At 60.6% G+C, this 24284-nt stretch carries 25 protein-coding genes and 1 pseudogene; 9 read left to right on the top strand and 17 right to left on the bottom strand.

Features of this window, described 5'->3' with window-relative positions; genetic code table 11:
- Positions 1–2 precede the first annotated feature (2 nt).
- The 4 genes from BSF40_RS05470 to exbB form a co-directional block, all read right to left on the bottom strand.
- The gene (locus tag BSF40_RS05470) at positions 3–932 is read right to left on the bottom strand and encodes a hydrogen peroxide-inducible genes activator (RefSeq protein ID WP_095964342.1); all 930 of its coding nucleotides are present in this window, start codon (positions 930–932) and stop codon (positions 3–5) included.
- 198 nt (positions 933–1130) lie between these two features.
- Positions 1131–1880, bottom strand: a complete 750-nt coding sequence (locus tag BSF40_RS05465) for an energy transducer TonB (protein ID WP_095964341.1) — start codon at positions 1878–1880, stop codon at positions 1131–1133.
- Positions 1877–2305, bottom strand: a complete 429-nt coding sequence (exbD, locus tag BSF40_RS05460; protein ID WP_007975187.1) for a TonB system transport protein ExbD — start codon at positions 2303–2305, stop codon at positions 1877–1879. Before exbD ends, BSF40_RS05465 begins: the two co-directional genes overlap by 4 nt.
- Before the next feature lie 6 nt (positions 2306–2311).
- Positions 2312–3283, bottom strand: coding sequence for a tonB-system energizer ExbB (gene exbB, locus BSF40_RS05455; protein WP_095964340.1), 972 nt, complete (start codon positions 3281–3283; stop codon positions 2312–2314).
- Positions 3284–3471: 188 nt separating this feature from the next.
- On the opposite strand from exbB, the gene BSF40_RS05450 reads away from it, so the two are divergent.
- A complete protein-coding gene (locus tag BSF40_RS05450; RefSeq protein ID WP_095964339.1) occupies positions 3472–4329 on the top strand; it encodes an SDR family oxidoreductase in 858 nt (285 codons plus the stop codon).
- 125 nt (positions 4330–4454) lie between these two features.
- Here the strand turns inward: BSF40_RS05450 and BSF40_RS05445 are convergent, their stop codons facing one another.
- The 6 genes from BSF40_RS05445 to BSF40_RS05420 all read right to left on the bottom strand — a co-directional run bounded on the left by BSF40_RS05445 (position 4455) and on the right by BSF40_RS05420 (position 9756).
- Positions 4455–5195 carry a hypothetical protein gene (locus BSF40_RS05445; RefSeq protein ID WP_007989583.1) on the bottom strand — a complete coding sequence of 247 codons (741 nt, stop codon included), beginning with the start codon at positions 5193–5195 and terminating at the stop codon, positions 4455–4457.
- A gap of 67 nt (positions 5196–5262) precedes the next feature.
- Positions 5263–5643, bottom strand: a complete 381-nt coding sequence (locus BSF40_RS05440; protein ID WP_003229509.1) for a RidA family protein — start codon at positions 5641–5643, stop codon at positions 5263–5265.
- A gap of 22 nt (positions 5644–5665) precedes the next feature.
- Positions 5666–7771 (bottom strand): bifunctional GTP diphosphokinase/guanosine-3',5'-bis pyrophosphate 3'-pyrophosphohydrolase, encoded by a 2106-nt coding sequence (gene spoT / locus BSF40_RS05435; RefSeq protein WP_095964338.1) that lies wholly within the window; start codon positions 7769–7771, stop codon positions 5666–5668.
- Between the two features lie 57 nt (positions 7772–7828).
- Positions 7829–8092 (bottom strand): DNA-directed RNA polymerase subunit omega, encoded by a 264-nt coding sequence (gene rpoZ / locus BSF40_RS05430; protein ID WP_007921129.1) that lies wholly within the window; start codon positions 8090–8092, stop codon positions 7829–7831.
- A gap of 167 nt (positions 8093–8259) precedes the next feature.
- The gene (gene gmk / locus BSF40_RS05425; protein ID WP_095964337.1) at positions 8260–8880 is read right to left on the bottom strand and encodes a guanylate kinase; all 621 of its coding nucleotides are present in this window, start codon (positions 8878–8880) and stop codon (positions 8260–8262) included.
- Between the two features lie 12 nt (positions 8881–8892).
- On the bottom strand, positions 8893–9756 hold the full coding sequence (locus tag BSF40_RS05420; protein ID WP_095964336.1) for a YicC/YloC family endoribonuclease: 864 nt from the start codon (positions 9754–9756) through the stop codon (positions 8893–8895).
- Between the two features lie 268 nt (positions 9757–10024).
- On the opposite strand from BSF40_RS05420, the gene rph reads away from it, so the two are divergent.
- Positions 10025–10747: a ribonuclease PH gene (gene rph / locus BSF40_RS05415; RefSeq protein WP_007975179.1), complete on the top strand. Its 723-nt coding sequence runs from the start codon at positions 10025–10027 to the stop codon at positions 10745–10747.
- 28 nt (positions 10748–10775) lie between these two features.
- Complete coding sequence (locus BSF40_RS05410) at positions 10776–11144, top strand: DUF4870 domain-containing protein (RefSeq protein WP_007975177.1); 369 nt, start codon at positions 10776–10778, stop codon at positions 11142–11144.
- A gap of 186 nt (positions 11145–11330) precedes the next feature.
- Here BSF40_RS05410 and BSF40_RS05405 read toward each other — a convergent pair whose 3' ends face one another.
- Positions 11331–12110, bottom strand: coding sequence for an exodeoxyribonuclease III (locus BSF40_RS05405; protein WP_003176915.1), 780 nt, complete (start codon positions 12108–12110; stop codon positions 11331–11333).
- 80 nt (positions 12111–12190) lie between these two features.
- On the opposite strand from BSF40_RS05405, the gene pyrE reads away from it, so the two are divergent.
- Positions 12191–12835 carry an orotate phosphoribosyltransferase gene (gene pyrE / locus BSF40_RS05400; protein ID WP_007975175.1) on the top strand — a complete coding sequence of 215 codons (645 nt, stop codon included), beginning with the start codon at positions 12191–12193 and terminating at the stop codon, positions 12833–12835.
- Between the two features lie 178 nt (positions 12836–13013).
- Here the strand turns inward: pyrE and argB are convergent, their stop codons facing one another.
- The 4 genes and pseudogenes from argB to coaBC all read right to left on the bottom strand — a co-directional run bounded on the left by argB (position 13014) and on the right by coaBC (position 17243).
- Positions 13014–13919: an acetylglutamate kinase gene (gene argB / locus BSF40_RS05395; RefSeq protein ID WP_015097366.1), complete on the bottom strand. Its 906-nt coding sequence runs from the start codon at positions 13917–13919 to the stop codon at positions 13014–13016.
- Positions 13920–13936: 17 nt separating this feature from the next.
- Positions 13937–15313: pseudogene (locus tag BSF40_RS05390) on the bottom strand (phosphomannomutase/phosphoglucomutase); the annotation flags it as partial.
- A 260-nt stretch (positions 15314–15573) separates the two neighbouring features.
- Positions 15574–16029 (bottom strand): dUTP diphosphatase, encoded by a 456-nt coding sequence (gene dut, locus BSF40_RS05385; RefSeq protein ID WP_007975171.1) that lies wholly within the window; start codon positions 16027–16029, stop codon positions 15574–15576.
- Positions 16030–16034: 5 nt separating this feature from the next.
- Entirely contained in the window at positions 16035–17243 is a 1209-nt protein-coding gene (coaBC, locus tag BSF40_RS05380) for a bifunctional phosphopantothenoylcysteine decarboxylase/phosphopantothenate--cysteine ligase CoaBC (protein WP_095964334.1), read from the bottom strand.
- A 135-nt stretch (positions 17244–17378) separates the two neighbouring features.
- Between coaBC and radC the strand changes: the two genes are divergently transcribed.
- On the top strand, positions 17379–18053 hold the full coding sequence (radC, locus tag BSF40_RS05375) for a DNA repair protein RadC (RefSeq protein ID WP_095964333.1): 675 nt from the start codon (positions 17379–17381) through the stop codon (positions 18051–18053).
- A gap of 126 nt (positions 18054–18179) precedes the next feature.
- Here the strand turns inward: radC and BSF40_RS05370 are convergent, their stop codons facing one another.
- The gene (locus BSF40_RS05370) at positions 18180–19766 is read right to left on the bottom strand and encodes an ABC transporter substrate-binding protein (RefSeq protein ID WP_095964332.1); all 1587 of its coding nucleotides are present in this window, start codon (positions 19764–19766) and stop codon (positions 18180–18182) included.
- Positions 19767–20212: 446 nt separating this feature from the next.
- Here BSF40_RS05370 and rpmB point away from each other — a divergent pair, with 446 nt between their 5' ends.
- Entirely contained in the window at positions 20213–20446 is a 234-nt protein-coding gene (rpmB, locus tag BSF40_RS05365; protein ID WP_007975166.1) for a 50S ribosomal protein L28, read from the top strand.
- A gap of 11 nt (positions 20447–20457) precedes the next feature.
- Entirely contained in the window at positions 20458–20613 is a 156-nt protein-coding gene (rpmG, locus tag BSF40_RS05360; RefSeq protein WP_003177274.1) for a 50S ribosomal protein L33, read from the top strand.
- 208 nt (positions 20614–20821) lie between these two features.
- Here the strand turns inward: rpmG and BSF40_RS05355 are convergent, their stop codons facing one another.
- On the bottom strand, positions 20822–21184 hold the full coding sequence (locus BSF40_RS05355; RefSeq protein WP_095964331.1) for a cupin domain-containing protein: 363 nt from the start codon (positions 21182–21184) through the stop codon (positions 20822–20824).
- Positions 21185–21419: 235 nt separating this feature from the next.
- Here BSF40_RS05355 and BSF40_RS05350 point away from each other — a divergent pair, with 235 nt between their 5' ends.
- Positions 21420–22913 (top strand): aldehyde dehydrogenase, encoded by a 1494-nt coding sequence (locus BSF40_RS05350; RefSeq protein WP_015097360.1) that lies wholly within the window; start codon positions 21420–21422, stop codon positions 22911–22913.
- A gap of 192 nt (positions 22914–23105) precedes the next feature.
- Positions 23106–24248, top strand: coding sequence for an MFS transporter (locus BSF40_RS05345; RefSeq protein ID WP_095964330.1), 1143 nt, complete (start codon positions 23106–23108; stop codon positions 24246–24248).
- Positions 24249–24284: the final 36 nt, after the last annotated feature.

Here is a 24284-nt window from a genome sequence, read left to right as displayed (position 1 = left end):
GCTTAGCCCGCAGCAACCTGCGCCGCTGGCTTGGCCACCGAGCACAGGCGAATGGAGTCGGCGAGGATTTCAATCGCCTTCGGACGCGGGAAGCTCGCGCGCCAGGCAATGGCCACGGTGCGGAACGGTACGGGTGCCGACAATGGACGCACCTCGATCACGCCGGGGGCGTAGTGGTGGCTGTCGACTGCCGACAACGGCAGGATCGAAATCCCGAGGCCGGACGCGACCATGTGGCGAATGGTTTCCAGGGAACTGGATTCCACCGTGGTGTGCTTGGCGCCGTCGTTGCCTTTGGTCAGGGTCGGGCAGGCTTCCAGTACCTGATCGCGGAAGCAGTGGCCTTCGCCGAGCAGCAGCAGGCTCTTGTCGTTGAGCAGGTTGGCGTCGATGGACTCTTTTTGCGTCCACGGGTGCTGCGCCGGCATCAGCACGTAGAACGGCTCGTCGTAGAGCTGCAGGGTCAGCACGTCGGCTTCGCTGAACGGCAGGGCGATGATGATCGCGTCGAGTTCACCGTTGCGCAGTTTGTCGCGCAGCACGTGGGTGAAGTTTTCTTCGATGTACAAAGGCATCTGCGGGGCGACCCGGTGCAGTTGTGGAATCAGGTGCGGGAACAGGTACGGCCCGACAGTGTAGATCGCGCCAACTTTGAGCGGGGCCGTCAGCTGGTTCTTGCCGGCCTGGGCCAGTTCGCGGATGCCCTGGGCCTGTTCCAGCACTTTTTGCGCCTGGGCCACGATGCCTTCGCCGACCGGCGTCAGGCGCACGGCGCTTTTGCTGCGCTCGAAAATCAGCACACCGAGTTCGTCTTCAAGCTTTTTCACGCCCACCGAAAGGGTCGGCTGGCTGACGTGGCAACGCTCGGCCGCGTGGCCGAAGTGCTGCTCTTGGGCGAGGGTAACGATGTAGCGTAATTCTGTGAGGGTCATAGCAAGCGTCCATGTAGTTGCGGGCCAAGCATACCGGCTGCAATCGATAGACGCACGTTATCAGACTGAACGTGTCCGGTGACACCGGGCAATGCCGGTTTGCCGCTGGCAGATAAGAGAAAGGCACCTTTCGGTGCCTTTTTGGTTTGGAACGCGACCTTCCTGTTGGCAGAAATCTCTGTGGGAGCGGTGGTGCGTTTACCGACGGCGTTTTTCCAGCGAATACACAAAGGGTGCAACGATTTCGATGGAGCCATTGGTCAGCATGTCGGCCGGTGGCTTGGGCAGCGGTTGAGCGCGGCGGATCATTTCCAGGGTGGCCCGGTCCAGATCGGCAGTGCCCGAGGCGCCTACCAGCTCAAACGACAACACATTGCCTTCGGCATCCACGACGAAACGCAGGCGGTTCATGCCTTCCTTGCCCCGTGCCTGTGCACTGGCAGGGTACTTTTTGTACTTCTGCAGGTGCGCCAGCAGCGTGCCTTGCCAGCTGGCCTTGGCCGCCAGTTGAGCCGGCGAAGGACCCGGTGCAGGCTGAGCGGATTTCTCCGTTGGCGCCTGAGTCTGTTGCGTTTCGGCAGGCTTTTCTTCGGCCGGTTTTTCCTTCGGCGGTTCGGGTTTCTTCTCTACCGGCTTGGGCGGTTGTGGCTTTGGCTTTGGCTTGACGGGCTTGGGCACGGCAATCTCGGCTTTCGGCGCTTCGGCGAGCTTGGGGATCGGCAGTTCTTCAACCGGAGCCGGTGGCTGCGGTGGGGTGACGACCTTCGGCGGAGCAGGCGGTGGCGGGGCGGGGGCCGGTGCCAGTTCGACCAACATTGCCTGAGGAGGCAATTCGATGGGCGGGCGAGCGGACCAGTTCAGCGCCAGCGCAATGGCCAGCGCGTGAACGCCCAGCACCACGGCCAGGCTACCGCTGTAACGCGTCAGCTTATGGCGCGTCGTGATCATTTCTTGGCTGCCGTCTCGAGTCCGACCAGACCTACCTTCAGGTAACCGGCTGAACGCAGGTTGTCCATCACGCTCATCAGGTCGCCGTAATCCACGCCTTTGTCGGCCTGGAAGAAGATCGTCGTGTCTTTTTTGCCCTGGGTCCTGGCGTCGAGGGTGGCGCCGAGTGCTTCGGCCTTCACTTCGTCTTCACCGAGGAACAGGCGCTGGTCAGCCTTGACGCTGAGGAACACCGGTTTCTCTGGCCGCGGCGCCGGTTTGGCGGTGGAGGCGGGCAGGTCGACCTTGATGTCCACGGTGGCCAGCGGGGCTGCCACCATGAAGATGATCAACAGCACCAGCATCACGTCGATGAACGGCGTGACGTTGATTTCGTGGTTTTCGGACAGATCGTCGTCTGCCCCTTCTTTCAAATGCAGGCCCATGGCCGATTACCCCACTTTCACCATGTGCGGTTGCGAGCTGCGCTCAGGCTGGTGGTCGAGGTCGCGGCTGACCAGCAGCAGGACCTGTGCCGACGCGTCGGACACCTGAGCTTTGTAACCGGCGATGGAGCGGGCGAAGACGTTGTAGATCACGACCGCAGGGATCGCTGCAACCAGGCCCAGTGCGGTGGCCAGCAGGGCTTCGGCGATGCCGGGAGCGACGACGGCGAGGTTGGTGGTCTGGGTTTTGGCGATGCCGATGAAGCTGTTCATGATGCCCCACACGGTACCGAACAGGCCGACGAAGGGCGCGGTGGAACCGATGGTCGCCAGCACGCCGGTGCCGCTGCTCATGTTGCGACCGCAGGCCGCGACCAGGCGCTCAAGGCGGAAGCTGACGCGTTCCTTGATGCCTTCTTTCTCACGGCTGTTGACCGACAGGCGCATCTCTTCGAGAGCATCGTGCACCAGCAGGTTGGCGAGGGTGCCTTCCTTCGCCGCCGTGGCGCTGGCTTCCTTGAGAGAGGTGGATTTTTTCAGTTGGGCGATTTCACCGCGCAGGCGACGCTTGGCGCCCATCAGCTCAAGACCCTTGGCGATCCAGATGGTCCAGGTGATGATCGAGGCGATGGCCAGGCCGATCATCACGATTTTCACGATGATGTCGGCATTCTTGTACATGCCCCAAGGCGACAGGTCATGGGCCATGCCCAGGGTGTTGTCGGCTTCGAGGACTTCAGGAACGTCTTCACCCAGAGTTTCTGTCGGCGCTGCCTGGGCAGGATCGGTCGCGGCGGGAGCGACGGCCGGGGCGGCGTGATCAGTCGGTGCAGGGGCTGCGGCGGCCGGAGTTGCTGGCGCCTGGGCATCGGCGAAAGCCGCGACTGGCGCGAGCATCAGGCTGAGGAGCAGGGCGGCCACCGCGCTCCAGGCGCGAGGTCGTTTGGTTGGCGAAGCGGAGAGTTGATTACGTGTCATGCTGGCCGGACCTGAGAGAAAAAACGGGTGAAGTTCTTCCAGGCCTCGAAGGGCCGAGAACAAAAGTGGGGCGTATTATTGCAAGTAATTCTTGTTAACAGAAGTAATAGCGTCTCTTTTTTTCCTGCATTGCTAGCCGCCTGTCTGTTGCCGGCGCTAGTCTGTGGCTTTGCGATAGGAGTTTTCTGATGTCTGCGCCTACTGTTTTGATCGCCGGTTGCGGTGATGTTGGCAGCCGCCTGGCCACACAGCTGCTGGCGGCGGGATGGGAGGTTCATGGCCTGCGGCGGGATGTTTCACGCCTGCCCGCAGGCGTCATCGGCGTTGCCGGTGATTTGTTCAACAAAGACTGCCCGGCCACTTGGCCGATCGGTGCCGTGGATTACCTGGTGTATTGCGCGGCAGCCACCGATCACGACGAAGCCGGCTACCGTTCTGCCTATGTCCAGGGACTGGAGCATGTGCTGGAGTGGCTCAACGACTACGGTCAGGTGCCCAATCGCCTGTTGTTTGTGTCCAGCAGCAGTGTTTACGGGCAGCAGGATGGCGAGTGGGTCGATGAGCGTTCGTCTACGGTGGCGTCCGGTTATTCTGGGCGTGTGATGCTCGAGGCCGAGCAGATCGCGCTCAAGAGCGGTATCCCGGCCAGTGTCGTGCGACTGACCGGCATCTACGGTCCGGGGCGTGAGTGGTTGCTGACTCAGGTCCGCCGGGGTTATCGCGTGGCGGTTGAACCACCGTTGTATGCCAACCGGATCCATGCGGACGATGCCGCAGGATTGATGGCGTGCCTGCTTGAGGCGGACCGGCGTGGTGTGGCGCTGGAGGATGTCTACATCGGCGTCGATGACGAGCCGGCAGCGCTGGCCGATGTGGTGGGCTGGTTGCGCGGGTATCTGGGCGTGACTGAGTGGGACGACGATTCAAGCGTGCGGCGCACCGGCAGCAAGCGTTGCAGTAATGCGCGGGCGAAGGCTTTGGGCTGGACGCCGAAGTACCCGAGTTTTCGCGAGGGGTATGCGGCGATCATTGAAGGGCGCTGCTGACGTTACCGATTGCCACAAACCAAATGTGGGAGCGGGCTTGCTCGCGAATGGGGCATGACATTCAACATCTCTGTTGGCTGTTACACCGTTTTCGCAAGCCCGCTCCCACATGGGTTATGCGCAGGTTACTGCTTCTCGAGCAACCACTTGCGCTCACCCGGAGTGAACGAAGGCATTTCGTCCGCCTGCGCCGTGTTCACGGTCTGGAAAATCTCCAGCTCCTTGCCCTTGCGCGCAAAGATCCAGGCGTTGCCCTGGCCATTGAGTTGCAGCCACATGTTGTCATTGCCGCCGCTCATGGAGGCGCAATCGCCAGCCAGGCACAACGCATAGCGGTCGCTGCCGGGCAGACCGGTCACCTGGCCGTCGGCCTGGAATTGAACCGTGTTGCCTTCGCCGGTACCGCTGACGATTGTCCAGCTGCCGCCCATGTAGGCTGAATACAGTGCACGCTCGAAACTGGCGCCGATCGGAGCGCCGTCCGGCACTGGAATCTGGGCGCGGTCGAAAACCTGCTCGGGCTCGTTTTCGCTGGCGGACTGGCTGAGTTGCTTGCCATCACGCTTCAGCTCGCTGGCCGAGCTGCCGTAAAAGTCGATTTTCCAGGCGCCGGATTCTTCACCCAGCAGCTTGCCGTCGACGTTTTCAAAGCCATTGGTGTAGCGGGCCTGGCCGGCCTTGGTGTTGATGTCCCATTCCAGGTTCGGGCCATAGGCCTGGAGCGCTTCACGCAGGGGGACGCCTTTGGCGGCAGCATCGATCGCCACCTGATTGATCCAGGTGCCGCTGATATCACGATCGGCAGGGTTGCTGGCACATCCGCCCAGAAGCAGGGCGAGCAGCGAGAGAGCAAGCGCATTGCGCATGGTGGAATCCTTTCAAACTTTCTTTACAGCAGGGCAGTCGGCGCAGCCCCAGGCTGCGCCGTGCACATTACTCGATGACCAGGATGGCATCCATTTCAACCTGCGAACCCTTAGGCAGGGCTGCAACGCCGATGGCGGCGCGGGCAGGGTAAGGCTGGTCGAAGTACTTGCCCATGATCTCGTTGACCTTGGCGAAGTGGCTCAGGTCGGTGAGGAAGATGTTCAGCTTGACGATGTCCTTGAACGAACCACCGGCTGCTTCGGCTACGGCCTTGAGGTTCTCGAACACCTGGACGGTCTGGGCTTCGAAGCCTTCAACCAGTTCCATGGTTTTTGGGTCCAGAGGAATCTGACCCGACATGTAGACGGTGTTGCCGGCCTTGATCGCCTGGGAGTAAGTACCGATGGCCGCCGGGGCCTTGTCGCTGGTGATAACAGTCTTGGTCATGAATGACTCCTTGTAAGTGGGCTTATGCGCGCATGCGGGTGATGCGAATCACCCCGGTCAGGGCACGCAGTTTCTTGATCACGCGGGCCAGGTGCACGCGATCGTGCACGCTGACCACCAACTGGACCACGCTGATGCGACCATCGCGTTCGTCCATGCTGATTTTCTCGATGTTGCCGTCGGCGGCGTTGACGCTGCTGGCCAGCAGGGCAATCAGGCCGCGCTGGTGTTCCAGTTCGACGCGCAGTTCGACGTTGAATTCGCCGGTGACATCCTTGGCCCACGAGAGCTGGATGCATTTTTCCGGGTTGTGGCGGATTTCACTGATATTGCGGCAGTTGTCCAGGTGCACGACCATGCCTTTGCCCGCGGACAGGTGGCCGACAATCGGGTCGCCCGGGATCGGTGTGCAGCACTTGGCGTAGCTGAGTACCAGGCCTTCGGTACCGCGAATCGCCAGCGGGCCTTCCGGGCTTGGCAGCTGTTCGCCTTCGCCGAGCAGTCGGCGAGCCACCACATAGGCCATGCGATTGCCCAGGCCGATATCCTCGAGCAAATCCTCGATCAGTTCGAGGCGGTACTCGGCGAGCATCGCCTTGACGCGTTCAGCCGGGATTTTTTCCAGCGCGCTGTCGAATCCGTTGAGGACCTTGTTCAGCAGGCGTTCGCCCAGGCTGATGGATTCGGAGCGGCGTTGCAGTTTCAGTGCATGGCGGATGTGCGTGCGCGCCTTGCCGGTGACCACGAAGTTGAGCCATGCCGGGTTCGGCCGTGCGCCGGGTGCGCTGACGATCTCGACCGTGGAGCCGCTTTGCAGCGGTTCGGACAGCGGTGCGAGACGACGGTTGATCCGGCAGGCAATGCAGCTGTTGCCCACGTCGGTATGCACTGCGTAAGCGAAGTCGACCGCCGTGGAACCCTTGGGCAGCTCCATGATCCGGCCCTTGGGCGTGAACACGTAGACCTCGTCCGGGAACAGGTCGATCTTCACGCTCTCGATGAATTCCAGAGAGTTGCCGGCGCGTTGCTGCATTTCCAGCACGCCCTTGACCCACTGGCGGGCGCGGGCGTGAGTGCCTTTCGGCTGTTCGTCGCCGCTGGACTTGTACAGCCAATGGGCGGCGATGCCGTTGTTGGCCATCTCTTCCATTTCACGGGTGCGGATCTGGATCTCGATCGGAACACCGTGCATGCCGAACAGCGTGGTATGCAGCGACTGGTAGCCGTTGGCCTTGGGGATCGCGATGTAATCCTTGAAGCGCCCCGGCAGTGGTTTGTATAAGTTATGTACAGCACCCAGCACGCGGTAGCAGGTATCGACCTTGTCGACGATGATCCGGAACGCGTAGACGTCCATGATCTCGTTGAAGGCCCGACGCTTGCCGCGCATTTTCGTGTAGATGCCGTAGAGGTGTTTCTGGCGACCGCTGACCTCGCCCTGGATGCCGTCGATGGCCAGGCAGTGGCTTAAGGATTCTTCGATTTTGTTGACGATTTCCTTGCGGTTGCCCCGGGCGCGCTTGACGGCCTGGTAGATCCGCGCGGAACGCATCGGGTGCATGGCCTTGAAGCCGAGGTCTTCGAATTCTACGCGGATGGCGTGCATGCCCAGCCGGTTGGCGATGGGCGCATAGATTTCCAGGGTTTCCTTGGCGATGCGTCGGCGTTTTTCACCGGACAGCACTTCCAGGGTGCGCATGTTGTGCAGGCGGTCGGCCAGCTTGACCAGGATCACGCGAATGTCGCGGGCCATGGCCATGGCCATTTTCTGGAAGTTTTCGGCTTGTGCCTCGGCCTTGGTCTCGAAGTTCATCTGGGTCAGTTTGCTGACCCCGTCGACCAGTTCGGCCACGGTTTCGCCGAACTGCGCTTGCAGCGCTTCCTTGGCAATACCGGTGTCTTCGATCACGTCATGCAGCATTGCGGCCATCAGGCTCTGATGGTCCATGTGCATGTCGGCAAGAATATTCGCCACCGCGAGTGGGTGCGTGACGTACGCCTCGCCGCTACGACGGCGTTGGCCGTCGTGGGCTTGTTCGGCGTAGAAATACGCTCGGCGGACCAGGTTGACCTGGTCATTGCCGAGGTAGGTCGATAAGCGATCGGCGAGGGCGTCTATGCTCGGCATGATGTCTCCTGCCGTAGGCTGTGATCCCGCGCCGTGCTACGTCGACCAGGCATAGGCTTAGACGGCCTCGTTGGACTCGTCCTCGAATGCAGCAAAAAGCGGTTCATCTTCAACGATTTCGGCTTCGGCGATAGCTGCGTAGTCGATCAGGCCTTCAGCGATTTCGCGCAGGGCGACGACGGTAGGCTTGTCGTTTTCCCATGCTACTTTCGGCTCTTTGCCGCCGGTGGCCAGTTGACGGGCACGCTTGGTAGAGAGCATGACCAGCTCAAAGCGGTTATCCACGTGTTCTAGGCAGTCTTCAACGGTTACGCGGGCCATGGTCTTCCTCGTAGCAAATGCAATATGCGCGCTGCCCGGATGGGCGAGCGGACTCAACAGTTTAAAAAATCACCAGCGATTAGGGAAGCGCTGATTTTTTGACCAAGCCCTTCAACGCGCTGCAAGTGCCAATGTAAAGCCCTTGCAGCGGTTTTGGGAAGAGCTGATTAACCGAGCAATTCAGCCAGCAATTTGCCGTGACGCTGCTGCTGACGCTTCTGAATCAGCTGATTGGCGCGGAAAATTGCCTTCAGGTCGTGCAGTGCGTGGGCGAAATCGTCGTTGATGATCAGGTAATCGTAGTCGACGTAATGGCTCATTTCGCTGACGGCTTCGCGCATCCGGCCGTCAATGATCTCGTCGCTGTCCTGGCCACGGTTGGTCAGGCGCTGGTGCAGGGCCTGCAGTGACGGCGGCAGGATGAAGACCGAACGGGCCTGCGGCATCAGCTTGCGCACTTGCTCGGCACCTTGCCAGTCGATTTCCAGGATCAGGTCGTGGCCTTCGTCCAGGGTTTGCTGCAGGTGGCTTTGCGAGGTGCCATAGAGATTGCCGAACACTTCGGCGCGCTCGAGGAAATCGCCGTGCTCGATCATCTTCACGAACTCGCTGCGGTCGACGAAGTGATAGTTCACGCCATTCACTTCACCCGGGCGCATGGCGCGGGTGGTGTGGGAGACCGAGACGCGGATCTCCGGATTGGCGTCGGTCAGGGCCTTGACCAGGCTGCTCTTGCCCGCGCCCGAAGGGGCGGAAATGATGTAAAGGGTGCCAGTGCTGTGGGTCATGTCGGGGTAGCCTTACTCAATATTCTGCACTTGTTCGCGCATCTGCTCGATCAACACCTTGAGGTTGACCGCAGCCTGGGTGCTGCGCGGGTCGAAGGCTTTGGAGCCCAGTGTGTTGGCTTCGCGGTTGAGTTCCTGCATCAGGAAGTCCAGGCGCCGCCCGGCAGCGCCGCCGGATTTGAGTACCCGGCGAACTTCGATGATGTGAGTGCTCAGGCGATCCAGTTCTTCGGCGACGTCGCTTTTCTGCGCGAGCATGACCATTTCCTGCTCCAGGCGCTGCGGGTCCATCTCGGCCTTCATGTCGGCGAAACGGTCGAGGACTTTCTGGCGCTGGGTGGCGAGCATCTGCGGGACCAGTTCGCGCAGGGTCACCACGTCTTCTTCGATGGAGGTCAGGCGCTCGTTGATCAACCGTGCCAGCTCCGCACCTTCGCGCTCGCGGCCGGCCTTGAGTTCCTTGAGGCCCTGGTTGAACAGTGCCAGCGCTTCGGCGTTCAAGGCTTGCGGGTCGGAGGCGTCGCCCACCAGCACGCCGGGCCAGGCCAGGACTTCCAGCGGGTTCAGCGCGGCCGGGTTCTTGATCAGGCCGGCGATGGTCTCGGCGGCGGCGACCAGTTGCGCGGCGCGCTCCTGATCGATCTGCAGCGCTTTGCCGGTGTTTTCTTCGGTGAAGCGCAGGGTGCATTCGAGCTTGCCCCGCGATACGCCTTGGCGCAGGGCTTCACGTACCGCGCCTTCGAGGTCGCGAAAGGACTCCGGCAGGCGCAGGTGGGGTTCCAGGTAGCGGCTGTTGACCGACCGCAGTTCCCAGCTCAGGGTGCCCTGGACGCCGGCTTTTTCGACGCGGGCGAAGGCGGTCATGCTGTGCACCATGGCGGTACCTCGCAAGGCAGATCGGCGCAGAACCGTGGTTCCGGGAATCCGATATCAATGAATTAAAGCCGACTGGCAGCAAAGGCGCAGGATTGTAGCGCAGTGACGCGGATGCGCCCAAACACAGGGTGTGACAAAGAGCGGCAGGCCTGCGCCGGCGTGCAGTGCAGAGCCTTCGGTCGTCGGCGGATTTTTTTAGAAGTGCCCAGTAGCGGTCGTCGGCTCTATAATGCTCCGCAGTTTTCCGTCCCCAGTACAGGTATTCCCTATGATACGTCCAAGTGGTCGCGCTGCCGATCAGCTCCGCTCGATCCGCATCACCCGCAACTACACCAAACACGCCGAGGGTTCTGTGCTGGTCGAGTTCGGTGATACCAAGGTCATCTGCACCGTCAGCGTTGAACCGGGCGTACCGCGTTTCCTCAAAGGCCAGGGCCAGGGCTGGCTGACCGCCGAGTACGGCATGCTGCCACGTGCCACCGGCGAGCGTAACCAGCGTGAAGCCAGCCGTGGCAAGCAAGGCGGCCGTACGCTGGAAATCCAGCGTCTGATCGGCCGCTCCCTGCGCGCTGCGCTGGACATGACCAAGCTGGGCGACGTCACCCTGTACGTCGACTGCGACGTGATCCAGGCAGACGGTGGCACCCGTACGGCGTCGATCACCGGTTCCATGGTCGCGCTGATCGATGCCTTGAAAGTGATCAAGAAGCGTGGCGGCCTGAAAGGCGGCGACCCGGTCAAGCAGATGATCGCTGCTGTTTCCGTGGGCATGTACAAGGGCGAGCCTGTGCTCGACCTCGACTACCTGGAAGACTCGGCGGCCGAAACCGACCTGAACGTGGTGATGACCAGTGCTGGCGGTTTCATCGAAGTCCAGGGTACTGCCGAAGGCGCGCCGTTCCAGCCTGAAGAGCTGAACGCCATGCTGGAACTGGCGAAGAAAGGCATGAACGAGATCTTCGAACTGCAAAAGGCCGCATTGGCCGACTGACCGCACCGCTCCAGGCAAGGAGGACACCATGAGTGACGAACAACTGCCGCTGCCCACGCCGAGCCAGGAGGTGCGTCAGTGGGCGATGTTCTGTCACCTGTCCGCCTTGCTGGGGATCTGGATTCCGTTCGGCACGCTGATCGGTCCGCTGATTCTCTGGCAAATGAAGCGCGAGATGGACCCGTTCATCGACGCCCAGGGCAAGGAGGCTTTGAACTTCCAGATCACCGTCGCCATTGCCTCGGCCATCTGCTTCCTGCTGATGGTGGTGATCATCGGGTTCTTCCTGTTCGGACTGGTGGCGATAGGTGCGCTGGTGCTGACGATTATTGCCGGTGTGAAAGCCAATGAAGGGTTTCCTTACCGGTACCCGTTTACCTGGCGATTGATCAAATAACGATCGAATACCCCTTTGTAGGAGCGAGCCTGCTCGCGATGGTCGTTAATGATGACATTGGATACCTGACACCCAGCGGTGCTCTTTCGTCCATCGCGAGCAGGCTCGCTCCTACAGAGGGCGGCAATCACCGTCCACAAAAAAGCCGACATTGCTGTCGGCTTTTTTGTATCTGCAAAACGACGCTCAGATGGTCAGCGTCCAGTCGTAGTCCACGATCAACGGCGCGTGTTGCGAGAACCGCGGCTGGCGTGGCAAGCGTGCACTGCGTACGAAGCGGCGCAGGCCCGGGGTCAGCAGTTGATAGTCGAAGCGCCAACCAAGGTTGAGCATCTCCGCCTGTTCGTTATCCGGCCACCAGCTGTACTGGTCGCCTTCGCGGCTGACTTCGCGCAGGGCGTCGACATAGCCCATGTTGCCGACAATCTCGTCCATCCAGGCGCGTTCAGGCGCCAGGAAACCCGGAGATTGCTGGCTGTCGCGCCAGTTCTTGATATCCAGCTTCTGTTGCGCCACGTACAGCGAGCCACAATAGATGTACTCGCGACGTTTGCGTCGCTGTTTATCCAGATAACGGGCGAAGTCGTCCATTAGCTTGAACTTCTGGTTCAAGTCTTCATCGCCGTTCTGCCCCGAAGGGAGCAGCAAGGTCGCGATGCTGACCTTGTCGAAATCGGCTTGCAGGTAGCGCCCGTAGCGGTCGGCCGTCTCGAAACCGAGACCGCTGATGACAGCCTTCGGTTGCAGCCGCGAATACAAAGCCACGCCACCTTGGGCGGGGACTTCGGCATCGCAGGCATAAAGGAAGTATCCATCCAGTTGGAAGGCTGGATCGTCCAGTTCAAAGGCGGAGGCGCGGGTGTCCTGCAGGCAGATGACGTCGGCATTCTGTGCCTGCAGCCAACTGAGCAAACCACGCTCGACTGCAGCCTGAATACCATTGACGTTCACACTGATGATCCGCATAAATGGCCCCAAAAATCGCGTGCGTGTATGATACACGGCGTCAAGCTAATTAGCTAAATCCGTGGTATTTGGGGTTTTTCATGCAAGCGTATCAGCGCGATTTCATCCGTTTTGCCATCGATCGCGGCGTTTTGCGCTTCGGTGAGTTCACCCTGAAGTCCGGGCGCACCAGTCCTTACTTCTTCAATGCGGGGCTCTTCAACTCGGGTTCGGCCCTGGCGCAGCTGGGTCGTTTCTACGCCGCTGCCATTGCCGAAAGCGGCATTGCGTTCGACGTACTGTTTGGCCCGGCCTACAAAGGCATCCCGTTGGCGGCGACTACCGCCGTGGCTCTGGCTGAACATCACAACCGTGACCTGCCATGGTGCTTCAATCGCAAGGAAGCCAAGGCCCACGGCGAAGGCGGCAGTCTGGTGGGCGCACCTTTGACCGGCGAAGTGCTGATCATCGACGACGTGATCACCGCCGGTACAGCCATCCGTGAAGTGATGCAGATCATCGCCTCCCAGGACGGCGCCAAGGCCGCTGGCGTGCTGATCGCCCTGAACCGTCAGGAGCGCGGCAATGGCGAGTTGTCGGCGATCCAGGAAGTCGAGCGTGACTTCGGCATCCCGGTCATCAGCATTGTTTCGCTGAATCAGGTGCTGGAATTCCTGGCGGACGATCCGCAGCTCAAGCAGCACCTGCCTGCTGTCGAAGCGTACCGCGCCCAGTTCGGCGTTTAACCGCAATTCCCTTGTAGGAGCGAGCTTGCTCGCGATGCACGTCAGAGCGCCGCTTTTCGCCAGGCACCCTGCGTTATCGTTGGCGTTTTTCGCGAGCAAGCTCGCTCCTACAGGGAGTGCGGCAAAAAAAGACCCCGCTCAGCCAGGCTGAGCGGGGTCTTTTTCATTGCGCTATCGCTTAAGGACGCTTGCGATTGCTGATCAAGGTACCCACGCCGGTATCGGTGAAGATTTCCAGCAGGATCGCGTTCGGCACGCGGCCGTCGATGATCAGCGAGCTGCCCACGCCGCCCTGGACCGCTTCCAGTGCGCAACGGATCTTCGGCAGCATGCCGCCGTAGATGGTGCCGTCGGCGATTAGTTCGTCGACCTGTTGAGTCGTCAGGCCGGTCAGGACCTTGCCCGACTTGTCCATCAGGCCGGCGATATTGGTCAGCAGCATCAGTTTCTCTGCTTTCAATGCTTCGGCGACTTTACCGGCCACCAAGTCGGCGTTGATGTTGTACGACTCACCGTTGGCGCCGACGCCGATTGGCGCGATAACCGGGATGAAATCGCCTTTGACCAGCAGGTTCAGCAAATCGGTATTGATCCCGACCACTTCGCCCACATGGCCGATGTCGATGATTTCCGGGGTGGTCATCTCCGGGGTCTGGCGGGTGACGGTGAGCTTCTTCGCACGAATCAGCTCGGCGTCTTTACCGGTCAGACCGATGGCGCTGCCACCGTGGCGGTTGATCAGGTTGACGATGTCCTTGTTGACCTGGCCCCCGAGGACCATTTCCACCACGTCCATGGTCGCGGCGTCGGTGACGCGCATGCCGTCGACGAAATGACTCTCGATCGACAGACGCTTGAGCAGGTCACCGATTTGCGGGCCGCCGCCGTGAACCACCACCGGGTTGATGCCCACGGCCTTCATCAGCACGATGTCGCGGGCGAAGCCGGTTTTCAGCTCCTCGCTTTCCATCGCGTTGCCGCCGTATTTGATCACCAGTGTCTTGCCGACGTATCGGCGGATATAAGGCAACGCTTCGGACAGGACCTTGGCGGTGTTGGCGGCGGCTTCGCGTTCGAGGGTCATTCAGGGCTCCGGGTGAATCAGAACGGTAGTTGGAGATCAGGTGCAACGCGCTTCAACTGGACTTTGAAAACGTCCTTGATGCGCTGCAATTCAGCCTCGTCATCGGCCTCGAAACGCAGCACCAGCACCGGTGTGGTGTTGGATGCGCGTACCAGGCCCCAGCCTTTGGCGTAGTCGACTCGCACGCCGTCAATGGTGGTCAGGTCGACGCCTGGGCCCCACTGTGCGTCGTGCAGTGCATCAATGATGCTGAATTTGCTCTCTTCGGTCACATGGATATTGATTTCCGGCGTAGAAATATCGTTCGGGAAGGTCGCGAACAGCTCTTCGGCCGAGGATTTTTCCTTGCTGAGGATCTCCAGCAACCGCGCGGCGCTGTAGATGCCGTCGTCGAAACCGAACCAGCGCTCCTTGAAGAAGATGTGCCCGCTCATTTCGCCAGCCAGCAAGGCGCCGGATTGTTTCATTTTCTTTTTGATCAACGAGTGACCGGTTTTCCACATTAACGACCGGCCGCCGTATTCCTTGATCAGCGGAATCAGGCGACGGGTGCATTTGACGTCGAAGATGATCTCGGCGCCCGGGTTGCGCGCCACGACGTCGCGGGCGAACAGCATCAGCAGGCGGTCCGGATAGACGATACTGCCGGTGTTGGTCACCACGCCGACGCGGTCGCCGTCGCCGTCGAAGGCCAGGCCGATGTCAGCGTTGGTTTCCTTGACCTTGGCGATCAGGTCGACGAGGTTTTCAGGCTTGCCCGGGTCCGGGTGGTGGTTCGGGAAGTTGCCGTCGACTTCGCAGAACAGCGGGATGACTTCGCAGTTCAGCGCTTCGATCAGCTGCGGGGCAATCACGCCGGCCGCGCCGTTGCCGCAGTCGACAACCACTTTCAGGCGACGGGCCAGCTTGATGTCCTGGACGATTTCGGTGGTGTAGCGGTCGAGGATTTCGACCTGGGTGATGCTGCCCTGGCCGCTGCTCAGGTTGTTGGTCTTGAGGCGGTCGTGCAGGGCCTGGATCTGTTCGTTGGCCAGGGTGTCGCCGGCAATGACGATCTTGAAGCCGTTGTAGTTCGACGGGTTGTGGCTGCCGGTGAGCATCACCCCGGATTTGCCGGCCAGCACGTTGGCGGCGTAGTACAGCGCCGGCGTCGGGACCAGGCCGACATCGCTGACGTGGCAGCCGCTGTCGGCGATGCCTTTGATCAATTGTGCGACCAACTCCGGACCGGACAAGCGACCGTCGCGACCGACGGACACATTTGGCTCGCCCTGGGCCAGGCTTTGGGAGCCGACGGCGCGGCCAATCCAGTAAGCGGTCTCGGCGTTCAGGAATTCCGGGACGGTGCCGCGGATGTCATAGGCGCGGAAGATGCTGTCAGGGAACTTGGGTGCAATTTTGGCCGGGGTGTTCATCTGTGGAAATGCTCCATCTCGAAAGTGGCTGGACAGGCCGCCGAGTCATTCGGCGACAGGTTCAAACTGAAGGGTATGACGGCGTTTTCCACAGAGAGTTCGTGGTGTGAAAGGGCCATGACGCCCCTGACGGCAAGGGTTTGGCCGGGCAATGCCTTGATTTTCGGTGCTAAACGTTGCAGATGACAATTTGAATTTTGTGGCGAGAGAGCTTGCTCCCTCGCCACGATGGATCTCGATCAACGGGTACCGGTATGGCCGAAACCGCCAGTGCCGCGCTCGGTTTCAACAAACTCTTCAACCATCTCGAAGTGAGCCTGCACCACCGGCACCAGCACCAGTTGCGCCAGGCGCTCACCGACCGGCATGGTGAATTCGGTCTGGCCACGGTTCCAGCAGGAGACCATCAGCGGGCCCTGGTAATCGGAGTCGATCAGGCCGACCAGATTGCCCAGCACGATGCCGTGCTTATGGCCCATCCCCGAGCGCGGCAGAATCAGCGCCGCCAGGTTCGGGTCACCGATGTAGACCGACAGGCCGGTAGGGATCAGCACGGTTTCACCCGGCTTGATCACGGTGTCCTGCTCCAGCATGGCGCGCAGGTCGAGGCCGGCGGAGCCCGGTGTGGCGTATTGCGGCAGCGGGAATTCGGTACCGATGCGGGGGTCGAGGATCTTGGCTTGCAAAGCGTGCATGTAAATTAAACCTGGTTCAGACGTTCGGCGATAAAAGTGATCAGCTGGCGAGCAATCTTGCTCTTGCTGGTCTGGGCGAAAAGTGTGGCGTGAAGCTCACGATCGATGACGCTGCAGGCGTTTTCTTCGCTGTTGAAGCCAATGCTCGGGTTGGCGACGTCGTTGGCGACGATCAAATCGAGGTTCTTGTCTTTCAACTTGCGCGCAGCGTAATCGAGCAGGTGTTCGGTCTCGGCGGCGAAACCGACACTGAACGGGCGGTCGGGGCGGGTGGCGATGGTGGCCAGGATGTCCGGGTTACGCACCATCTGTAGCAACAAGCCGTCGCCGTTCGTAGGATCTTTCTTGAGTTTCTGTGGGGCGACGACTTCAGGCCGGTAGTCCGCGACAGCTGCCGAGGCGATGAACAGGTCGCAAGGGATGGCTGCTTCGCAGGCGGCGAGCATGTCGCGGGCACTGACCACGTCGATGCGAGTGACTCGATCCGGGGTCGGCAGATGCACGGGGCCGGTGATCAGGGTTACGCGGGCACCGGCTTCCACGGCGGCTTCGGCCAGGGCAAAGCCCATTTTCCCGGAGCTGTGGTTGGTGATGTAGCGCACCGGGTCGATGTTTTCCTGAGTCGGGCCGGCTGTGATCAGCACGTGTTTGCCGGTCAGGGCCTGACGCTGGAAGCAGTCAGCCGCGCACTGGGCCAGCTCAAGGGCTTCGAGCATGCGCCCCAGGCCGACGTCGCCGCAGGCCTGGCTGCCGGAGGCCGGGCCGAAGACCTTGATGTCGCGGCTTTCGAGGGTTTGCAGGTTGCCCTGGGTCGCCGGATCGCGCCACATGGCCTGGTTCATGGCCGGGGCAACGGCGACCACCGCGTCGGTGGCCAGCACCAGTGTGGTCAGCAGGTCATCGGCAATGCCCTGGGCCAGGCGGGCAATCAGATCCGCCGTGGCGGGGGCGATCAGCACCAGGTCGGCCCATTTCGCCAGTTCGATGTGGCCCATGGCCGCTTCGGCCGCCGGATCCAACAGGTCCAGATGGACCGGGTGCCCGGACAGGGCCTGCATGGTCAACGGGGTGATGAACTCTGCGCCGCCACGGGTCATGACCACGCGCACTTCGGCGCCCTGGTCGATCAGGCGGCGAACCAGGTCGGCGCTCTTGTAGGCAGCGATACCGCCGCCGACGCCCAGAACAATGCGTTTCCGATACAGCCGCTGCATAGGCCTGCCTTTCAATTCGTTGGTGACATACGTGGCGAAACCCCCTCCCCAGGGTGAATTCGCCCGCAAAAAAGATGGGCTACGATATCACAGCGACCGCTACGGAACAGCGGCGCCCACAGACAGGGAGGTGTTATGAGTATTCGCGATTGGCCGGCGGCGGAACGGCCGCGGGAGAGGTTGCTTGAACAGGGCTCGGGAAGCCTTTCGGACGCCGAATTGCTGGCGATATTTTTACGGACAGGCGTGGTCGGTAAAAGCGCCGTGGATTTGGCCCGACATCTGTTGAATCAGTTTGGCAGCCTGCGTTTGCTACTTGAGGCCGATCAGGAAGCGTTCAGCAAGCAGTTGGGGCTGGGGCCGGCGAAATTTGCACAGTTGCAGGCTGCGCAAGAAATGAGCAGGCGCCATCTGGCCGAGCGTGCGCGTCAAAAATCGGCACTGGAGAATCCGCAGGCGGTTCGCGAGTACCTGAAATCAATGCTGCGCCATGAGCCGCATGAGGTGTTTGGTTGCCTGTTTCTCGACTCCAGGCATCAGGTACTGGCGTTTGAGACGCTGTTTCGCGGTTCCATTGACAACACCAGCGTTCATCCGCGAGAGGTGGTCAAGCGCGCCTTGGCCAACAACGCAGCGGCATTGATCCTCTGCCACAACCATCCTTCGGGCAACAGTGACCCCAGTCAGTCCGACCGGGTGCTGACCAAGCGTCTGCAAGAGGCGCTGGAGTTGATTGATGTGCGGGTGCTCGACCATTTCATCATTGGCGATGGCGATCCGCTGTCGATGGCTGAGTATGGGTGGATGTAGGGCGTGGCCCCTTGTAGGAGCGAGCTTGCTCGCGATAAACCCGAGAACGCTGCGGGGTGTCTGGCTTTCCGCGTTATCGTTGACGTCCATCGCGAGCAAGCTCGCTCCTACAGGTTCGTGTGTCGATTATTTGAGTTTGACCTTGGAGTAATCCTGCCGCCCGAACGGGCTGACCGAATACCCCTCGACATCCTTGCGCGTCAGCGCGAAGGCCGTCGGGTGGGCCAGGGGCAACCACAGCGCCTGTTGCTGGATCTGCGTCTGCGCCTGTTCGTAGAGCTTGGTGCGCACGCCTTGCTCGCCGGTGGTCTTGCCAGCGCTGATCAGCTTGTCCAGGTCCGCATTGCAGTAGCGGGCGAAGTTGGTGCCGGACTTGACCGCGGCGCAGGAAAACTGCGGCGTGAGGAAGTTGTCCGGATCGCCGTTGTCACCGGCCCAGCCCATGAACAGCAAGTCGTGTTCACCGGCCTTGGCGCGGCGGATCAGCTCGCCCCATTCGATCACCCGGATTTCGGCCTGGATGCCGATTTCCGCCAGGTCGGATTGCAGCAGTTGAGCGCCGAGGCTCGGGTTGGGGTTGAGGAGGCTGCCGGAAGGACGGGTCCAGAGGGTGGTCCGGAAGCCTTCCTTGAGCCCGGCTTTGGCCATCAGCGCCTTGGCCTTCTCGACGTCATGCGGATACCCCGGAAGGCTTTTCGCATAGCTCCAGGTGTTCGGCGGATACGGACCATTGGCCGCTTCGGCGGTGTCTTCGAACACGGCTTTGATGTAATTGGTCTTGTCGAAGGCAAGGTTGATGGCCTGACGCACTTCTGGCTTGTCCAGCGGTGGATGCTGGCTGTTGATGCCGACGAATGCGGTCATGAACGCGTCAGTCTTTTCGACTTTCAGGGTCGGCTCTTTCAGCGCTTCCTGTACGTCCAGAGGCTTGGGCGACAGGGCGATCTGGCATTCATTGCGCCGTAATTTCTGCAAGCGGACATTGGCGTCCGGTGTGATGGCAAAGATCAGCGGATCGACAGAGGGTTTGCCGGCGAAGTAGTCGGGGTTGGCTTTATAGCGAACCGAGGCATCCTTCTGGAAGCGCGTGAATACGAACGGCCCCGTGCCGATCGGCTGGCTGTTGAGTTTTTCAGGCGTGCCGGCCTTCATCAGCTTGTCCGCGTACTCGGCCGAATAGATCGAGGCGAAGCCCATGCTCAGGGTCGCCAGGAAGGTCGAATCCGCGTGGTCGAGGGTGAAGCGCACGGTCTGTGGGTCGAGGGCGTCGATTTTCTTTATCAGCGCCGGCAACTGCATCGATTGCGCATGCGGGAAGCCGCTCTGGGCGACTTTGTGCCACGCATTGGCCGGGTCGAGCATGCGGTCGAAGCTGAAAATCACGTCTTCGGCGTTCAGGTCGCGCGTTGGGGTGAAGTACTCGGTGCGATGGAATTTTACCTGCGGGTGCAACTTGAAGACGTAGATCAGGCCGTCGGGGCTGACTTCCCAGCTGTCGGCGAGACTGGCGACCACTTTGCCACTGGCCGTGTCGAAATCCACCAGGCGGTTCATCAGCACGTCGGCCGAGGCGTTGGTGGTGGTCAACGAGTTGTACTGCACCACATCGAACCCTTCAGGGCTGGCCTCGGTGCAGACGCTCAGGGCGGCGGCAAAGGCTTGTGGGCTCAGCAGAAGCGGGGCGAGCAACAGCGGTAGGGCAGCGAGGCGCATGGTCGGCTTCCTTTACAGATCGAAGGCCCATCTGCAAGTGCAGTCTGGAAAAGACTTACCCTAGTGGGCTCTTTTGTAAATGACTATCCCCTTTTTCATTTTCAGAGGACTATAGGCGACTGATTTTGCTGTGCAGCGGTTGAGAAACCCCCTTGGTTGGCCCAATGCCCTATTCTCTGCGACGAGCGGTCGCCATCGGCGATAGCCTTTGTCCAAAGCGCTCGGAGCCGGGAAAACGGGGATTTTGTGAATTCAACGCATACTGAATGTTGTTGCTCTCCAGTCTTTCTGGTATAAAGCAGCGCTCTTTTCTAGGGGCCCGGTTCCTTCACTGTAGGTGTAGCCGGTAAGACCTCTAAAGAAACGCGGCGCCTGGCGCCAAATGACTGAGAGATTAAGCGGCCAACCCATGCCGGGTTGGGCATGTGGTTTTAGAGGGCTGAGGCATGTCTAGAGTATGTCAAGTTACCGGTAAGGGTCCGGTAACCGGGAATAACATTTCCCACGCAAACAACAAAACCCGTCGTCGTTTCCTGCCGAACCTGCAGCATCACCGCTTCTGGGTTGAAGAAGAGAAACGTTTTGTGCGTCTGCGCGTATCTGCCAAAGGCATGCGTATCATCGACAAGCGTGGCATCACTGTCGTGCTGGCCGAACTTCGCCGCGATGGCAAGGTTTAAGGGAGCTAATCATGCGTGAATTGATTCGTTTGATTTCGAGCGCCGGTACTGGTCACTTCTACACTACCGACAAGAACAAGCGTACTACCCCGGACAAAATCGAGATCAAGAAATATGATCCGGTTGTTCGCAAGCACGTGATCTACAAAGAAGGCAAAATCAAGTAATTGATTTTTCTTTCTTACGAAAAAGGCCCGTATCGCGAGATACGGGCCTTTTTTGTTGTCTGTGGGTTATGCAGTGCCTGTCAGAGCTCCTTCGCGAGCAAGCCCGCTCCCACATTCGAGCTTCGGTGAACACCATATTTGTGTCCGGCGACAACCAAGTGTGGGAGCGGGCTTGCTCGCGAAGGGGCCAGCCCTGACAACGCAGTCTTCAAGCCTTCTGTTCAAACGCTACGTAGATCTTGCGGCACGGCTCCAGCACTTCCCAGGTACCGCGAAAACCCGCGGGGATCACAAAGCGGTCGCCTGCGCGCAGGGTCTTGGCATTGCCGTCGCTGTCACGCAGCACCGAAACCCCTTGCAGGATCTCGCAGTACTCGTGCTCGGTGAAATTCACCGTCCACTGTCCGACTTCACCTTCCCACACGCCAGCATTCAACTGACCACAAGGACTGTTGTAGTGGTTGTACACCGCTTGTTCCGGGTCGCCCTTGAGCACTTTGGCCGGATCCGGACGGTAGCGCTCGGCGGCAGTGGTAGCCTGGCTGAAGTCGACGACGTTCTGGATGTTCATTGTTGTTATCTCCCCGTGATTGCGGCGCGGTTGGTTGATGAGCCCAAAGTCTATGTTTATTAAAATGAACATCGCAAGGCCGTTTGCCGGCGTTATGTCAAATATATTGAAACTTCATGTGCGGCTGGTTTAGGGTGGTGGATGCCTTCGGCCGAAAAGCAGGCTGGCCGGGCAGAATTCCTGACAGCGCCCGCGAAGAACGCGGGTGTCGTATCAATAAGAGGAGGACACTCGCATGACCACCCTGACCCGTGCCGACTGGGAACAACGTGCCCGCGATCTGAAAATCGAAGGCCGCGCCTATATCAATGGCGAATACACCGACGCCGTTTCCGCCGAGACCTTCGAGTGCATCAGCCCGGTCGATGGCCGTCTGCTGGGCAGGATTGCCAGCTGTGACGCCGCCGATGCCCAGCGCGCCGTGGAAAACGCCCGCGCCACGTTCAATTCCGGTGTCTGGTCGCGCCTGGCGCCGACCAAGCGCAAAGCCACCATGATCCGTTTCGCCGGACTGCTCAAACAGCACGCCGAAGAGCTTGCGCTGCTAGAAACCCTGGACATGGGCAAGCCAATCAGCGACTCCCTGTACATCGACGTCCCTGGCGCGGCGCAAGCCCTGAGCTGGAGCGGCGAAGCCATCGACAAGATCTACGACGAAGTCGCCGCCACCCCGCACGATCAGTTGGGTCTGGTGACCCGTGAGCCGGTCGGCGTGGTCGGGGCCATCGTGCCGTGGAACTTCCCGCTGATGATGGCGTGCTGGAAACTGGGCCCGGCGCTGTCCACCGGTAACTCGGTGATCCTCAAGCCGTCGGAAAAATCGCCACTGACCGCCATCCGCATCGCCGCTCTGGCCGTAGAAGCCGGCATTCCGAAAGGCGTGCTGAACGTGCTGCCAGGTTACGGCCACACCGTCGGCAAGGCGCTGGCCCTGCACAACGACGTCGACACTCTCGTATTCACCGGCTCTACCAAAATCGCCAAGCAACTGCTGATCTACTCCGGCGAGTCGAACATGAAGCGCGTCTGGCTCGAAGCCGGCGGCAAGAGCCCGAACATCGTCTTCGCCGATGCGCCGAACCTGCAGGAAGCTGCCGAAGCCGCTGCTGGCGCCATCGCCTTCAACCAGGGCGAAGTCTGCACCGCCGGTTCGCGTTTGCTGGTGGAGCGTTCGATCAAGGATAAATTCCTGCCGCTGGTGATCGAGGCGCTGAAAACCTGGAAGCCGGGCAACCCGCTGGATCCGGCGACCAATGTTGGCGCGCTGGTCGATACCCAGCAGATGAACACCGTGCTGTCCTACATCGAGTCCGGCCATGCCGACGGCGCCAAACTGGTGGCCGGTGGCAAGCGTACCCTCCAGGAAACTGGCGGCACTTACGTTGAGCCGACGATTTTCGACGGTGTGAGCAATGCGATGAAAATCGCTCAGGAAGAAATTTTCGGCCCGGTACTGTCGGTTATCGCATTCGACAACGCCGAAGAGGCCATCGCGATCGCCAACGACACGCCGTACGGTCTGGCCGCTGCGGTCTGGACAGCCGACATTTCCAAGGCTCACCTCACCGCCCGCGCACTGCGTGCTGGTAGCGTGTGGGTCAACCAGTACGATGGCGGCGACATGACCGCTCCGTTCGGTGGCTTCAAACAGTCCGGCAACGGTCGCGACAAGTCCCTGCACGCGTTCGACAAGTACACCGAGCTGAAGGCGACCTGGATCAAGTTGTAAGCTCGTGAGGGAGGCCTGCCGGGTAGCAAGGCCTCCCGAACGACGCAGATCCCTTGTGGGAGCGGGCTTGCTCGCGAAGGCGGTGTATCAGCCAACATTGATGTTGGATGTGATGGCCTCTTCGCGAGCAAGCCCGCTCCCACATTTGTTTTGTGTGTCCTGAAGAAAAATCAATCCACAGGAGCGTGGAACATGCGTTGGGCGACTTATTTCGCCGTCTTGGCATCTGTCCTGAGTGTCGGCCTGGCCCTGGGCGTCAGCATGCCGCTGGTGTCGTTTCGGCTGGAGAGCTGGGGCTACGGCTCGTTTGCCATTGGTGTCATGGCCGCGATGCCGGCCATTGGCGTCCTGTTGGGGGCGAAAATCTCCAGCCATCTGGCGGCGCGATTCGGCACGGCCAATCTGATGCGCCTGTGCCTGTGGGCCGGGGCGGTTTCGATCGGATTGCTGGCGCTGTTGCCGAGTTATCCGGTCTGGCTGGTGCTGCGGTTGATGATCGGGGTGATCCTGACCCTCGTATTCATTATCGGTGAAAGCTGGATCAATCAATTGGTGGTCGAGGAGTGGCGCGGGCGGCTGGTGGCGCTGTATGGCAGCAGCTATGCGTTGAGTCAGCTGGCAGGCCCGGTGTTGCTGGGGTTTCTCGGTACCGAACACGATTATGGCTTTTGGGTGGGTGTCGGTTTGCTGATGGCGGCTCCGTTCCTGTTGCTGGGCCGCAGTGGTGCACCGAGCAGCGAGGCCAGCAGCGTGACCTTGAGTGATTTGCTCGCTTTCTGTCGTGGCCTGCCGGCGATTGCCTGGGCGGTGTCGCTGTTCGCCGCGTTCGAGGCGATGATTCTGACCCTGTTGCCGGTCTATTGCCTGCGCCAGGGTTTCACCACGGAGATCGCGCTGGCGATGGTCAGTACGGTGGTGGTCGGCGATGCGGTGCTGCAGTTTCCGATTGGTGCACTGGCCGATCGCTTGTCGCGCCGGGCGTTGTTTACCGGCTGTGCAGTCGTCTTGCTGGTGTCGAGCCTGGCAATTCCGATGCTGATCGATACGCTGCTGATCTGGCCGCTGTGGGTCTTGTTTGGCGCCAGTGCCGGCGGTTTGTTCACCCTGTCGCTGATCCTGATCGGCGAGCGTTATCGCGACGATGCGCTGGTGCGGGCCAACGCGCACATCGCCCAGCTGTGGGGCATTGGTTGCCTGGTCGGGCCGTTGCTGGCGGGCGCCGGCAGCCAGTGGATCAGCGGCCATGCGTTGCCGTTGCTGATGGCAGTCGGGGCCTTGGGCGTGTTGATCGTTGTGTCGCGGCAAGGGGCGTTTGGTGCGGTGCAACCGGCATAGATCAAAAGATCAAAAGATCGCAGCCTTCGGCAGCTC

The organism is Pseudomonas sp. ACN5 (assembly GCF_002303975.1).
In the GTDB taxonomy this organism is placed as follows: domain Bacteria; phylum Pseudomonadota; class Gammaproteobacteria; order Pseudomonadales; family Pseudomonadaceae; genus Aquipseudomonas; species Aquipseudomonas laurylsulfatiphila.
This window is presented reverse-complemented; position numbering and strand designations above follow the sequence as displayed.

Bases quoted from the DNA above. Each gene is read 5' to 3' on its own strand.
- BSF40_RS05470 (WP_095964342.1), bottom strand. From the start codon at position 932: ATGACCCTCACAGAATTACGCTACATCGTTACCCTCGCCCAAGAGCAG.
- BSF40_RS05465 (WP_095964341.1), bottom strand. From the start codon at position 1,880: ATGATCACGACGCGCCATAAGCTGACGCGTTACAGCGGTAGCCTGGCC.
- exbD (WP_007975187.1), bottom strand. From the start codon at position 2,305: ATGGGCCTGCATTTGAAAGAAGGGGCAGACGACGATCTGTCCGAAAAC.
- exbB (WP_095964340.1), bottom strand. From the start codon at position 3,283: ATGACACGTAATCAACTCTCCGCTTCGCCAACCAAACGACCTCGCGCC.
- BSF40_RS05450 (WP_095964339.1), top strand. From the start codon at position 3,472: ATGTCTGCGCCTACTGTTTTGATCGCCGGTTGCGGTGATGTTGGCAGC.
- BSF40_RS05445 (WP_007989583.1), bottom strand. From the start codon at position 5,195: ATGCGCAATGCGCTTGCTCTCTCGCTGCTCGCCCTGCTTCTGGGCGGA.
- BSF40_RS05440 (WP_003229509.1), bottom strand. From the start codon at position 5,643: ATGACCAAGACTGTTATCACCAGCGACAAGGCCCCGGCGGCCATCGGT.
- spoT (WP_095964338.1), bottom strand. From the start codon at position 7,771: ATGCCGAGCATAGACGCCCTCGCCGATCGCTTATCGACCTACCTCGGC.
- rpoZ (WP_007921129.1), bottom strand. From the start codon at position 8,092: ATGGCCCGCGTAACCGTTGAAGACTGCCTAGAACACGTGGATAACCGC.
- gmk (WP_095964337.1), bottom strand. From the start codon at position 8,880: ATGACCCACAGCACTGGCACCCTTTACATCATTTCCGCCCCTTCGGGC.
- BSF40_RS05420 (WP_095964336.1), bottom strand. From the start codon at position 9,756: ATGGTGCACAGCATGACCGCCTTCGCCCGCGTCGAAAAAGCCGGCGTC.
- rph (WP_007975179.1), top strand. From the start codon at position 10,025: ATGATACGTCCAAGTGGTCGCGCTGCCGATCAGCTCCGCTCGATCCGC.
- BSF40_RS05410 (WP_007975177.1), top strand. From the start codon at position 10,776: ATGAGTGACGAACAACTGCCGCTGCCCACGCCGAGCCAGGAGGTGCGT.
- BSF40_RS05405 (WP_003176915.1), bottom strand. From the start codon at position 12,110: ATGCGGATCATCAGTGTGAACGTCAATGGTATTCAGGCTGCAGTCGAG.
- pyrE (WP_007975175.1), top strand. From the start codon at position 12,191: ATGCAAGCGTATCAGCGCGATTTCATCCGTTTTGCCATCGATCGCGGC.
- argB (WP_015097366.1), bottom strand. From the start codon at position 13,919: ATGACCCTCGAACGCGAAGCCGCCGCCAACACCGCCAAGGTCCTGTCC.
- dut (WP_007975171.1), bottom strand. From the start codon at position 16,029: ATGCACGCTTTGCAAGCCAAGATCCTCGACCCCCGCATCGGTACCGAA.
- coaBC (WP_095964334.1), bottom strand. From the start codon at position 17,243: ATGCAGCGGCTGTATCGGAAACGCATTGTTCTGGGCGTCGGCGGCGGT.
- radC (WP_095964333.1), top strand. From the start codon at position 17,379: ATGAGTATTCGCGATTGGCCGGCGGCGGAACGGCCGCGGGAGAGGTTG.
- BSF40_RS05370 (WP_095964332.1), bottom strand. From the start codon at position 19,766: ATGCGCCTCGCTGCCCTACCGCTGTTGCTCGCCCCGCTTCTGCTGAGC.
- rpmB (WP_007975166.1), top strand. From the start codon at position 20,213: ATGTCTAGAGTATGTCAAGTTACCGGTAAGGGTCCGGTAACCGGGAAT.
- rpmG (WP_003177274.1), top strand. From the start codon at position 20,458: ATGCGTGAATTGATTCGTTTGATTTCGAGCGCCGGTACTGGTCACTTC.
- BSF40_RS05355 (WP_095964331.1), bottom strand. From the start codon at position 21,184: ATGAACATCCAGAACGTCGTCGACTTCAGCCAGGCTACCACTGCCGCC.
- BSF40_RS05350 (WP_015097360.1), top strand. From the start codon at position 21,420: ATGACCACCCTGACCCGTGCCGACTGGGAACAACGTGCCCGCGATCTG.
- BSF40_RS05345 (WP_095964330.1), top strand. From the start codon at position 23,106: ATGCGTTGGGCGACTTATTTCGCCGTCTTGGCATCTGTCCTGAGTGTC.